Below are 11880 nucleotides of genomic sequence, written 5' to 3'. Positions count from 1 at the left end.
TAAAGGAGTGCGGCACATGTCAAAAGGGCATTCGCTACAAGACCCTTACTTGAATACTTTACGTAAAGAGAAAGTTGGGGTTTCCATCTACCTGGTCAACGGTATCAAACTGCAAGGCACGATCGAGTCGTTCGACCAGTTCGTGATCCTGCTGAAAAACACCGTGAGCCAGATGGTTTACAAACACGCTATCTCGACAGTGGTGCCGGTTCGTCCAATTCGTCTGCCTAGCGCAACCGAATCCGAAGCAGGTGACGCTGAGCCAGGTAACGCCTGATAGGAGTCTCCTTTGTTCTTTGAGCGCCACGGTGGTGGTGAGCGAGTGATCCTCGTTCACTTGGATGGACAGGACCCTGAGGCGCGCGAAGATCCGCAGGAGTTTCAGGAATTGGCTAATTCGGCCGGCGCCGAGACCGTTGCGTTTTTTAACGTGCCGCGTCATCGGCCAACCGCCAAATACCTGATTGGCAGCGGCAAGGTCGAGGAGCTGCGCGACCTGGTCAAGGCTGAAGAAGCCGATCTGGTGATTTTCAATCACATCCTCACGCCTAGTCAGGAACGTAACCTCGAACGTGTTTTCGAGTGTCGCGTGATCGACCGCACCGGCCTGATTCTCGATATTTTCGCCCAACGCGCCCGTACCCATGAAGGCAAGCTCCAGGTTGAACTGGCTCAGCTTGATCACATGAGCACCCGGCTGGTTCGCGGCTGGACTCACCTTGAGCGTCAGGGTGGCGGTATCGGCATGCGCGGTCCAGGTGAAACCCAGCTGGAAACCGACCGCCGTCTGCTGCGGGTGCGTCTTCGCCAGATCAAGGGCCGTCTGGAGAAAGTGCGCAGCCAGCGCGAGCAATCGCGACGTGGCCGTTCCCGTGCGGATATCCCGACCGTTTCTCTGGTGGGATACACCAACGCCGGCAAGTCCACACTCTTCAACAACGTGACGAAATCCGACGTCTACGCGGCCGACCAACTGTTCGCCACGCTGGATCCGACCCTGCGTCGTCTGGATCTGGACGACCTCGGGCCGATTGTCCTGGCCGACACGGTGGGCTTCATTCGTCACTTGCCGCACAAGCTGGTCGAGGCATTTCGGTCTACCCTCGAAGAGTCGGCCAACTCTGACCTGCTGCTGCACGTGATCGATGCGGCTGAACCGGATCGCATGTTGCAGATCGAGCAGGTGATGGTGGTGCTGGGCGAGATTGGTGCCCAGGACTTGCCGATCCTCGAGGTCTATAACAAACTCGATTTGCTTGAAGGCGTTGAGCCGCAAATCCAGCGCGACGAAAACGGCAAGCCCCAGCGGGTCTGGCTGTCGGCGCGTGATGGCACGGGTCTGGAATTGCTTGAGCAAGCCATTGCCGAGTTGCTCGGCGGTGACTTGTTCATCGGTACCTTGCGCTTGCCGCAACGATTCGCGCGACTGCGTGCGCAGTTTTTCGAACTCGGTGCGGTGCAGAAAGAAGAGCACGACGAAGAAGGCATCAGTTTGCTCGCCGTTCGTTTGCCCCGGGTCGAGTTGAATCGACTGGTAAGCCGCGAAGGATTGCAGCCGATGGAATTCATCGAGCAACACACTTTGCAATAAAAGCCTGAAAAAGCGGTTGTGCCGTAACAGCAGGCATTCTGTAGCATTGGTCGGCGCGCCGTGGGTGCGTCTTTGCTTTATCAGATGGAGAGCGCTATGGCTTGGAATGAGCCGGGTGGCAACTCGAATAATCAGGATCCTTGGGGTGGCAAGCGCCGCAATAACGGCGACCGCAAGGGGCCACCGGATCTCGACGAGGCCTTCCGAAAGCTGCAGGAAAGCCTGAACGGGTTGTTCGGTGGTGGTAAGAAACGCGGTGGTGATGACGGCGGTGGCTCGGGCAGGAGTGGTGGCGGCTTCGGCGGTCTGCTCGGCATCGGCCTTGTCGTGCTGGCGGCTGTCTGGCTGTACAGCGCGGTGTACGTGGTCGACGAGCAGGAGCAAGCCGTGGTGCTGCGCTTCGGCAAGTACTACGAAACCGTCGGCCCGGGTCTGAACATCTACTTCCCGCCGATCGATAAAAAGTACATGGAAAACGTAACGCGTGAGCGTGCGTACACCAAGCAGGGCCAGATGCTGACCGAAGACGAGAACATCGTCGAAGTGCCGCTGACCGTGCAGTACAAGATCAGCAACCTGCAGGATTTCGTGCTGAACGTCGATCAGCCGGAAATCAGCCTGCAGCATGCGACCGACAGTGCGCTGCGTCATGTGGTGGGTTCCACCGCGATGGATCAGGTGCTGACCGAAGGTCGTGAATTGATGGCCAGCGAAATCAAGGAGCGTCTGCAACGCTTCCTCGATACCTATCGCACCGGTATCACCGTTACCCAGGTCAACGTACAGAGCGCAGCTGCACCGCGTGAAGTGCAGGAAGCCTTCGATGACGTGATCCGCGCGCGTGAAGACGAGCAGCGTTCGCGCAACCAGGCTGAAACCTACGCCAACGGCGTCGTGCCGGAAGCCCGTGGTCAGGCCCAGCGCATCCTTGAAGATGCCAACGGTTACCGCGACGAAACGGTCTCGCGTGCCAAGGGTGAGGCGGATCGCTTCACCAAACTGGTCGCCGAGTATCGCAAGGCACCTGAGGTTACCCGTCAGCGTCTGTATCTGGACACCATGCAGGAAGTCTTCAGCAATACCAGCAAGGTGCTCGTGACCGGCAACAAGAACGGCCAGAGCAACTTGCTTTACCTGCCGTTGGATAAAATGATTCAGAACAGTTCGGGCAGCAATGCACCGGTCACCGGTTCGGCTGCCGCCAGCAACAACACGGACGTCACGCCGCATGTCACTGACCTGCCGCAGTCGCGCACAAGGGAGACCCGCTGATGAGCAATAAATCGCTGATCGCCCTGATCGTTGGCGTCGTTGTGGTCCTGGTGGGCTGGAATTGCTTCTACATCGTCGCTCAGACCGAGCGTGCGGTGCTGCTGCAATTCGGTCGCGTGGTTCAGGCCGATGTTCAGCCGGGTCTGCATGTGAAAGTGCCATACGTTAACCAGGTGCGTAAATTCGACGCACGCCTGATGACGCTGGATGCACCGACACAGCGTTTCCTGACCCTGGAAAAGAAAGCCGTGATGGTCGATGCCTACGCCAAGTGGCGCGTGAAAGATGCCGAGCGCTTCTACACCGCGACTTCTGGTCTCAAGCAAATCGCCGACGAGCGTCTGTCCCGTCGTCTGGAATCCGGTCTGCGTGACCAGTTCGGCAAGCGCACCCTGCACGAAGTGGTGTCGGGTGAGCGCGATGCACTGATGGCTGACATCACCGCATCGCTGAACAAGATGGCGGAAAAAGAGCTGGGTATCGAAGTCGTCGATGTCCGGGTCAAGGCCATCGATCTGCCGAAAGAAGTGAATCGCAGCGTGTTCGAACGTATGAGCACCGAGCGTGAGCGTGAAGCTCGCGAGCATCGCGCCAAGGGTAACGAGCTGGCTGAAGGCATCCGTGCCGACGCCGATCGTCAGCGCCGCGTGTTGCTGGCAGAAGCCTATCGTGAATCGGAAGAGGTTCGCGGTGATGGTGATGCCCAGGCCGCTGCGATCTACTCCAAGGCCTACGGTCAGGATCAGGAGTTCTACAGTTTCTACCGTAGCCTGCGCGCCTACCGTGAAAGCTTCGCGAACAAATCCGACGTATTGGTCCTCGACCCAAGCAGCGACTTTTTCCACTACCTGGAAAAGGCCAAGCCTTGATACGCCGTTGACCTGAATCATTCCGCCCGGCGGCTAAAACCTCGGGCGGGGTGATCCTTTGGGAAAACGTGTGTATGATGCGGCAGCCGGGAAATTCCCGGCTTTTTTGCGTCTGCATGTTTGATTGCTGTTTTTTGTTGCAGGCATCGGGTTGAATGGCCCGAGAGTTTTTCGAGGAAAGTGATGGGCGAAGCCGGTAACAGGCCTTTCGCCGCGTCGTTCATGCGCGTGCGTTTTGAACGAACCGGTCATTTTCTGCTTCACTCAAGGCTCGCCCGCAGGCTGGCCGCCCGGATCAAAGGGGAATGGCGTAATGGCAACGGTAGACCGCTGGCTGCTGCCAGATGGCATCGAAGAAGTACTGCCACCGGAAGCGGCGCGCATTGAAGTCGCGCGTCGTCAGGTGTTGGATCTGTTCCAGAGCTGGGGTTACGAGTTTGTCGTGACTCCCCATATCGAGTACCTGGAATCCCTGCTGACCGGCGCGGGCCAGGACCTGGATCTGCGTACCTTCAAGGTCATCGACCCGCAGTCGGGCCGGCAGATGGGTTTCCGTGCCGACATCACGCCGCAAGTGGCGCGCATCGATGCGCACACCCTGCGTCGCGAAGGGCCGAGCCGTCTGTGCTACGCCGGCAGTGTGCTGCATGCCCAGCCGCGTGCACTGTCGTCCTCGCGCAGCCCGATCCAGTTGGGCGCCGAGTTGTACGGCGACGCCAGCCCGAGCAGTGACGTTGAAGTGATCAGCCTGATGCTGGCCATGCTGCAACTGGCCGACGTGCCGGATGTACACATGGATCTTGGTCATGTCGGCATCTACCGTGGTCTGGCGCGTGCCGCCGGTCTGTCGGGTGAAGTCGAGCAGCAGTTGTTCGACGCGCTGCAACGCAAAGCCATCGACGAGGTCATTACCTTGACCGAAGGCCTGCCGGCCGATTTGTCCGGCATGCTGCGTGCGCTGGTTGATCTGTGCGGCGGCCGTGAAGTGTTGAGCGCTGCCCGTGAGCGTCTGGCCAATGCGCCGGCGCCGGTTCTGGCGGCACTGGAAGATTTGCTGGCGATCGCCGAGCGTCTGTCGGCGCGCTTCCCGGAGCTGCCGTTGTACTTCGATCTGGGCGAGTTGCGTGGCTACCACTACCACACCGGTGTGGTGTTCGCGGTGTTCGTACCGGGCGTTGGCCAGTCCATCGCGCAGGGCGGTCGTTATGACGACATCGGCGCCGATTTTGGCCGCGCGCGTCCGGCGACTGGCTTTTCCACCGATTTGAAAACCCTGGTGACCCTGGGGCGTGCTGAGATCGAGCTACCGTCTGGCGGTATCTGGATGCCTGACAGTACGGATGCGGCACTCTGGCAGCAGGTTTGTCAGTTGCGCAGTGAGGGTCAGCGTGTCGTTCAGGCTTTGCCTGGGCAACCTTTGGCCGCCGCCCGTGATGCGGACTGCGACCAGCAATTGATTCAGCAGAACGGGCTTTGGCAAGTATCGCCACTGGCTTCTTGAGTTTTCCTGCCGGCCATCGCCGGCACCAAGTTTGCGCGAATGAGGACAAGTGTTATGGGTAAGAATGTCGTAGTCCTGGGCACCCAATGGGGTGATGAGGGCAAAGGCAAGATCGTTGATCTGCTGACCGAACATGCTGCCGCCGTAGTGCGCTACCAGGGTGGCCACAACGCTGGCCACACGCTGGTGATCGACGGCGAAAAAACCGTCCTGCACCTGATCCCGTCGGGCGTGCTGCGCGAAGGCGTGCAGTGCCTGATCGGCAACGGCGTGGTGGTTGCACCTGACGCCCTGCTGCGCGAGATCACCAAGCTGGAAGAGAAAGGCGTACCGGTGCGCGAGCGCCTGCGTATCAGCCCGTCCTGCCCGCTGATCCTGTCCTTCCACGTGGCGCTGGACCAGGCCCGTGAAAAGGCCCGTGGCGAGCTGAAGATCGGTACTACCGGTCGCGGCATCGGCCCGGCTTACGAAGACAAGGTTGCGCGTCGTGGCCTGCGTGTTGGCGACCTGCTGAACATGCCGCGTTTCGAAGACAAACTGCGTGAGCTGGTGGACTACCACAACTTCATGCTGGTGGGTTACTACAAAGAACCGGCCATCGAGTTCGAAAAGACCCTGGCCGAGTGCAAGGAATACGCGGAGCTGCTCAAGCCGCTGATGCTCGACGTGACGGCTGAGCTGCACGACCTGCGTCGCGCCGGCAAAGACATCATGTTCGAAGGCGCCCAGGGTTCGTTGCTCGACATCGACCACGGTACCTACCCGTACGTAACCAGCTCCAACACCACCGCGGGTGGCGTGGCGACCGGTTCGGGCGTTGGCCCGATGTTCCTGGACTACATCCTGGGCATCACCAAGGCTTACACCACTCGCGTCGGTTCGGGTCCGTTCCCGACTGAGCTGTTCGACGACGTCGGTGCACACCTGGCCAAGCAAGGTCACGAGTTCGGCGCCACCACCGGCCGTGCCCGTCGTTGCGGCTGGTTCGACGCTGTTATCCTGCGTCGCGCTATCGATGTGAACAGCATCTCGGGCATCTGCCTGACCAAGCTGGACGTACTCGACGGTCTGGAAACCATCAACATCTGCGTTGGCTACAAAGATGCCGAAGGCAATGCTGTTGCCCCGACCGACGCTGACAGCTACGTAGGCCTGCAGCCTGTGTACGAAGAAGTGCCGGGCTGGACCGAATCGACCGTGGGCGCCAAGACCCTGGAAGAGCTGCCAGCAAACGCGCGTGCTTACATCAAACGTGTTGAAGAGTTGATCGGCGCGCCGATCGACATTATTTCGACGGGCCCGGACCGCAACGAAACCATCGTTCTGCGTCATCCGTTTGCTTGATAAGTCGTTGATGTAAAAACACAAAGGCCCCTTAATCGGGGCCTTTGTCGTTTATGCCTGTTGGACGGCATGACCTTTGCTGTGAATCTGTCTACAAGAGTGCCATCAAATTAATGGCGTCAGAAGTAGAGGTATTCACAGTGTCGGCCGTTCTCTCACTGTTACAAAGCCGTTTGTTGCGACCCGTGTTCGTTACCCTTGGTATCGCCCTTTTGGTGCAGGTGTTGGTGGCCGTTGCCCTGACGCGGAGCACCGTCACGGCGCTGGAAGCTGACTTGGCGGTGCGCCTCGGCGCCGACAGCCAGAAACTCTCCGGTGAGCTGGAGCAGGCCGGGCGTGAGGTCACCTCGAGCCTTGATGCCTTGTCCGCCAGCACCCGCCAGCGACTTACCGCCGGCCTGTCTTCGCGCCTCAAGGAAGAGCAGGCGCAATTGCGTACGACGCTGGAAAAGGATCTCAAGGACTCGGCCAATGACATGGCGCAGTTACTGGCCTCTGTCGCGCCGCGTGCCATGTGGGACAGCGACGTACCGACCCTGTCCGAGTTCGCCCGGCGTGCCCAGCGCAATCCCAACGTGCTGTTCGTGGTCTACGACGACGCCACCGGCCAGCATCTGACCCGTTACCTCAATCGCGAAAATCCGATCAACAAGGCTCTTCTTGAAAAAGGCCAGGGCGAGCGTGCGCTGGATAAAGTGCTGGATGCGGCGAAGAACGATCCGTCGGTCTACTACCTCGAAGCGTCGATCAACCCTAATGGCGTGGAAATCGGCAAGGTGCTGATGGGCGTTTCCACGGCTTCGGTGGAAACCGATCTCGCCGCGCTCGACAAGCGCTTCTCGGCGTTGATCGCCAGCAGTGATCAATTGGTCGGCGACAGCCTCAAAGGCGCCGCAGCGGACAGCGCCAAGGCGATGCAAACACGTCTGCAATCGGCGCAGTCGACCGCTACCGAGATGAAAGCCAATACCGCCAATACCGTTCAAGAGGCGGCCGCAACCCTGCGCTGGCGGATCGGCATGGGCCTGGCGCTGGTCGGTTGCGGGGTGCTGCTGTTGCTGGCAGTTGTGCTGGGCCATCGCGTGGTCAATCGCTTGAAGATGCTCAACGCAGCGATGGATGATCTGGCGGCGGGCGAGGGCGATCTGACCAAGCGTGTGCAGATCAACAGCAAGGACGAAATCGGCGACATGGCCTCGGCCGTCAATCGCTTTGTCGATAAGTTGCAGCCGATCGTGCGCGAGGCGGGCGATGTCGCGCAGCGTACCGGCGTAGAAATTGGCGCGATGACCCTGCGCAATGCCGGTGCCGATGCGGCCGCCGGTATGCAGCGTGATGAAGTGGCGGAAAGCCTGCGCGCGCTGTCGCAAATGGCTGATGAGGCGCAATCGGAAAGCCATGCGATGCAAGCGGCGTTGAAGCAGGTGGTGGATATTCGCCAGGCCACCGACGAAAACACCCGCACCTCCGCCAAGGTCGGCAGTTTGATCGAAGCGCTGGCGGGGCAGGTCGATACCGGGGCGAAAGTCATCGAGCGACTGGCGCAGCAGAGTGAGCAGATTGAAGTGGTGTTGACGGTGATTCACGGGATTGCCGAGCAGACCAACCTGCTGGCGCTCAACGCGGCTATCGAAGCAGCGCGTGCCGGTGAGACCGGGCGCGGGTTTGCGGTCGTGGCGGATGAAGTGCGTGCACTGGCGAGCAAGACGCAAAGCTCTACCGGCGACATTCAGGCGCACATCGTCGCCTTGCAGCAGGGCGCGCGTGAGGCGGTCGAGGCGATCGGCCAGGCCGGGCGTCAGGCCAGTGAAGGTTTGTTGGTGTTGCGCGACAGTGCGCGGTTGCAGCAATCGGTGCAGGCTTCGGTCGAGCAAGTGCATGCGGCGATCGGCCTGGCAACGCAGGCCGCTGCGCATCAGGCGCAAGGCGCACAGGCTGTGCGTGGGCGGGTCGAGACGATTCACGCGCAGGCCGAGAAAGCGGCGCAGGCGGTGGTGGCAACCACGGCCAGTGGCAAAGTGCTGGATGGCTTGGCGGCGCAACTCAAGGCGAGCCTGGGGCAGTTCAGGGCTTGATGCTGTCTGGTTTTGCCTCATCGCGAGCAGGCTCACTCCTACACGGGGAACGCATTCCAATGTAGGAGTGAGCCTGCTCGCGATAACTATTTCAGCGGCTCAGATACATCCGAGTCGTCAGTAAGTAAACCGGCAATCCCGATACCAAAATCAACAACGCCGCATAAGGCGCCGCCGCCGCAAACTCGACATTCGCGGTATGCGCCCAGACCTCAGTCGCCAAAGTATTCAGGCCGGTCGGACTCAGCAGCAGCGTCGCCGTCAATTCCTTCATCGCATCCAGAAACACCAGCGCAAACGCCGCGCCCAATGCCGGGAAGATAATCGGCAGCGTCACCCGGCAAAACGCCGTGAACGATGAAGCCCCCAGCGTGCGTGCAGCCTCTTCAAGTTGCGGCGCAGCCTTGTTCAGCGCCGTGCGAATCGGTGCCTGTGCCAGCGGCAAAAACAGCAGCGCATACGCAATCAGCAGCAACCCCGATGTCTGGTACAGCGCCGGCACGTAGTGCAGGGCGAAATACACCAGCGTCAGCGCAATCACCAAACCTGGCAGCGCATGCAGCAGATAAGGCAGGCGCTCGGCCCAGATCGCCAGTTGCCCTTTATAGCGCACCACCAGCAATCCGACCGGCACGGCCAGCACCAGACACAACGCCGCGCCGCCGAGCGATAACGCCAGCGACGACAGCAGTGCCTCGGTAATCGCCGCCACCGGAAAGGCTGCCGACGAACCCACCGCCAGCCAATACGCCAACATGCCCAAAGGAATCCCGCTGCCGACAATCGCCAGCATCAGGCAATACAACTGACCGACCGCTGCCCATGGCCCGAGTCGAACCTGTTCAGCTCGACGTGCCGCACCTTGCCCGGTGCGCACATGCCGGCCTTTGCCACGCACGCGCAGTTCCAGCCACAACAACACCAGACACAGCGCCAACAACACGGCCGACAGCATTGCTGCGTTGGCGTTGCTGAATTCAAGCTCGAACTGTTGATAGATGGCGGTGGTGAAGGTTTGCAGGCCAATGATCGACAGCGCACCGAACTCGACCAGCATGTGCAAGGCGATCAGCAACGAACCGGCCAGCAACGATGGCCAGAGCAGTGGCAGGGTGACGCGAAAGAATACGCCCCAGCGATTCTGCCCCAGCGTGCGGGCCGACTCTTCAAGGGATGGATCGAGATTGCGCAGGGTTGCTGCCACCGGCAAGAAGATCAGCGGGTATTTCGACAGGCTCATCACCAGAATCGCCCCGCCAAGGCCTTCGAACTGCGCACTCAGCGAAACCCAGGTGAAACTGCTGACAAACGCCGGCACCGCAAACGGCAGGCACAGAATCACGCCCCACAGGCGCCGCCCCGGCAAATTGCTGCGCTCCAGCAACCATGCCAGCGACAGGCCGATCACGCCGCAGGTGATCGTCACGCCAACCATCAATGCCAGGGTGTTGCGCAGCAGGCCAAACACATACGGGCGCCATAACAAATGCAGCGCTTCGGCCCAGCCGGCCTGCCACGCTTTGAGCCCGACATAGGCCAGCGGCAATAGGCTCATCACGACCAGCAACAACACCGGCAGCACCAGCCAGATCGATGGCCGCTTGCGCTTTGGTACATAGCCCCCGCGCGGGGCGGGGGCGGATAACGATGCGGCCATCAGTTCAAGCCAACTTCGCGTTCCAGCTCCAGCGCTTCTTCAGCATTGCCCAGGTCGGCCGGGGTGACGTTTGGCGCTTCCAGCTCACTGAACGGCTTGAGCCCGCGATCCGATTCCATGCCTTTGTGCAGCGGATACTCGGCGGTGGTCTGAGTGATCACGCGCTGGCCTTCTTCGCTGGCCATGTAGGCAAGGAATTGCTGGGCTTCTTTTGGATGTTTGCTGGATTTCAGCACGGCAGCACTGGAGACAGTGATCAAGCCGCCGACGTCGCCGCCGGTGAAATAATGCAGTTTCGAATCCAGTTTGCCTTTCTCGCGTTGCAGGGCAAACCAGTAATAGTTGTTTACCAGCACCGTGGCGACTTCGCCATTCTCCACGGCTTTGAGCGCAACCATATTGTTGCTGTAGGTCTTGCCGAAGGCGCGCAGGCCGGTCAGCCATTCTTCGGCGGCATCACGTCCGTGCATTTTGATGATTGCCACGGCCTGTTCCTGGAACGCGCCGCTGGTCGGTACGAAACCGACTTTGCCTTGCCACTGCGGATCGGAGAATTCCATCACCGACTTCGGCAGGTCTTTTTCGTCGATCAGTTTCGGGTTGAAGGCGACCACGCGAACCCGCGCGGTGACGCCGATCCAGGTGCCATTGCCGGCGACATATTTTGCTGGCAGCACGGCCAGCGTCGCGTCATCGGTCTTGGCCAGCAGGCCCTGCTCGCCGAGATTGTTCAGTGGAGGCGATTCTTCGGTGTAGATCACGTCGGCAGGGGAGCGGTCGCCCTCTTCGATGATCTGGCTGGCGAGCTGGTTGCTGCTGCCTTTGCGCACGTTGACATGAATGCCGGTCTTGGCTTCAAAGGCTTTGGCGATCGCGTCGCCGACTTCCTTGTGTTGGCCGTTGTAGAGAGTCAGGGAAACCGCATCGGCAGCCTGGGTGAGGGGAGTGGCGAGCGCCAGGCCGAGGAGGGTAAAGGTCAAGCCTCGGCGCAGGGTATTTCGAAACGTCATTCGCAGGGTTCCTCACTGTCGCATTGCAAAAACTTGCAACAATGATAAACGATATTGTTTCTCAGATGCGCCTTGTGTGGGGGTGGGGTTTTGATTGGCGAAAGGGGGGGGGGGGCTGGTTTTCTGGAAGCCAGAAACGCAAAAACCCGCTTTCGCGGGTTTTTGTGAAATCCAAGGTCTTAACCTTGAATTTGAATTGGTGCCCAGAAGAAGACTCGAACTTCCACGACCGTAAGGTCACCAGCACCTGAAGCTGGCGTGTCTACCAATTTCACCATCTGGGCAATCATCGCAAGCGTTGCCGCTGTTGATGTGGCGCACTATACGGAGCGCCTTTTGATCTGTAAACCCCTGATTTAATTTTAATAAATCAGTTTTAAGAAAACCTGGGCTTAGAATGCAAAAAACCCGCTTTCGCGGGTTTTGTGTGAGTCTTGAAACTGATCTAGTCTCAAACTCGAAATTGGTGCCCAGAAGAAGACTCGAACTTCCACGACCTTGCGGTCACCAGCACCTGAAGCTGGCGTGTCTACCAATTTCACCATCTGGGCAGTATCGGCA

The 11880-nt window shown here is 59.7% G+C and carries 9 protein-coding genes and 2 tRNA genes; 7 read left to right on the top strand and 4 right to left on the bottom strand.

The window, feature by feature from the left end; all coding sequences use genetic code 11:
• The first annotated feature begins 16 nt into the window (after positions 1-16).
• The 7 genes from hfq (at position 17) to WA225_RS05275 (ending at position 8652) form a co-directional block, all read left to right on the top strand.
• A complete protein-coding gene (hfq, locus tag WA225_RS05305) occupies positions 17-277 on the top strand; it encodes an RNA chaperone Hfq (protein ID WP_007902656.1) in 261 nt (86 codons plus the stop codon).
• A 12-nt stretch (positions 278-289) separates the two neighbouring features.
• The gene (gene hflX / locus WA225_RS05300) at positions 290-1591 is read left to right on the top strand and encodes a ribosome rescue GTPase HflX (RefSeq protein ID WP_422607128.1); all 1302 of its coding nucleotides are present in this window, start codon (positions 290-292) and stop codon (positions 1589-1591) included.
• A gap of 96 nt (positions 1592-1687) precedes the next feature.
• A complete protein-coding gene (gene hflK, locus WA225_RS05295; protein WP_016984785.1) occupies positions 1688-2863 on the top strand; it encodes an FtsH protease activity modulator HflK in 1176 nt (391 codons plus the stop codon).
• Positions 2863-3732 carry a protease modulator HflC gene (gene hflC, locus WA225_RS05290; RefSeq protein ID WP_016984784.1) on the top strand — a complete coding sequence of 290 codons (870 nt, stop codon included), beginning with the start codon at positions 2863-2865 and terminating at the stop codon, positions 3730-3732. The genes hflK and hflC overlap by 1 nt, the downstream gene beginning before the upstream one ends.
• Positions 3733-4045: 313 nt before the next feature.
• On the top strand, positions 4046-5233 hold the full coding sequence (locus WA225_RS05285) for an ATP phosphoribosyltransferase regulatory subunit (RefSeq protein WP_422607127.1): 1188 nt from the start codon (positions 4046-4048) through the stop codon (positions 5231-5233).
• 54 nt (positions 5234-5287) lie between these two features.
• Positions 5288-6577 carry an adenylosuccinate synthase gene (locus tag WA225_RS05280; RefSeq protein ID WP_007915835.1) on the top strand — a complete coding sequence of 430 codons (1290 nt, stop codon included), beginning with the start codon at positions 5288-5290 and terminating at the stop codon, positions 6575-6577.
• Between the two features lie 140 nt (positions 6578-6717).
• On the top strand, positions 6718-8652 hold the full coding sequence (locus tag WA225_RS05275) for a methyl-accepting chemotaxis protein (RefSeq protein WP_422607126.1): 1935 nt from the start codon (positions 6718-6720) through the stop codon (positions 8650-8652).
• A gap of 91 nt (positions 8653-8743) precedes the next feature.
• On the opposite strand, the gene WA225_RS05270 is transcribed toward WA225_RS05275, so the two are convergent.
• The 4 genes from WA225_RS05270 to WA225_RS05255 all read right to left on the bottom strand — a co-directional run bounded on the left by WA225_RS05270 (position 8744) and on the right by WA225_RS05255 (position 11870).
• Positions 8744-10309, bottom strand: a complete 1566-nt coding sequence (locus WA225_RS05270; protein ID WP_422607125.1) for an ABC transporter permease — start codon at positions 10307-10309, stop codon at positions 8744-8746.
• Positions 10309-11319, bottom strand: a complete 1011-nt coding sequence (locus tag WA225_RS05265; protein WP_422607124.1) for an extracellular solute-binding protein — start codon at positions 11317-11319, stop codon at positions 10309-10311. The genes WA225_RS05270 and WA225_RS05265 overlap by 1 nt, the downstream gene beginning before the upstream one ends.
• A 197-nt stretch (positions 11320-11516) precedes the next feature.
• Positions 11517-11603 (bottom strand) — tRNA-Leu (locus tag WA225_RS05260).
• Between the two features lie 180 nt (positions 11604-11783).
• Positions 11784-11870: transfer RNA gene (locus WA225_RS05255), tRNA-Leu, on the bottom strand.
• Positions 11871-11880: the final 10 nt, after the last annotated feature.

The organism is Pseudomonas sp. (assembly GCF_049300855.1).
GTDB lineage: Bacteria > Pseudomonadota > Gammaproteobacteria > Pseudomonadales > Pseudomonadaceae > Aquipseudomonas.
The sequence above is the reverse complement of the archived record's forward strand: the minus strand, read 5'-3'. Positions and strand labels throughout refer to the sequence as shown.

Excerpts from the sequence above, each read along its gene's own strand:
- hflC (WP_016984784.1), top strand. The coding sequence starts at position 2,863 with ATGAGCAATAAATCGCTGATCGCCCTGATCGTTGGCGTCGTTGTGGTC.
- hflK (WP_016984785.1), top strand. The coding sequence starts at position 1,688 with ATGGCTTGGAATGAGCCGGGTGGCAACTCGAATAATCAGGATCCTTGG.
- WA225_RS05280 (WP_007915835.1), top strand. The coding sequence starts at position 5,288 with ATGGGTAAGAATGTCGTAGTCCTGGGCACCCAATGGGGTGATGAGGGC.
- WA225_RS05270 (WP_422607125.1), bottom strand. The coding sequence starts at position 10,309 with ATGGCCGCATCGTTATCCGCCCCCGCCCCGCGCGGGGGCTATGTACCA.
- WA225_RS05265 (WP_422607124.1), bottom strand. The coding sequence starts at position 11,319 with ATGACGTTTCGAAATACCCTGCGCCGAGGCTTGACCTTTACCCTCCTC.
- WA225_RS05285 (WP_422607127.1), top strand. The coding sequence starts at position 4,046 with ATGGCAACGGTAGACCGCTGGCTGCTGCCAGATGGCATCGAAGAAGTA.
- hfq (WP_007902656.1), top strand. The coding sequence starts at position 17 with ATGTCAAAAGGGCATTCGCTACAAGACCCTTACTTGAATACTTTACGT.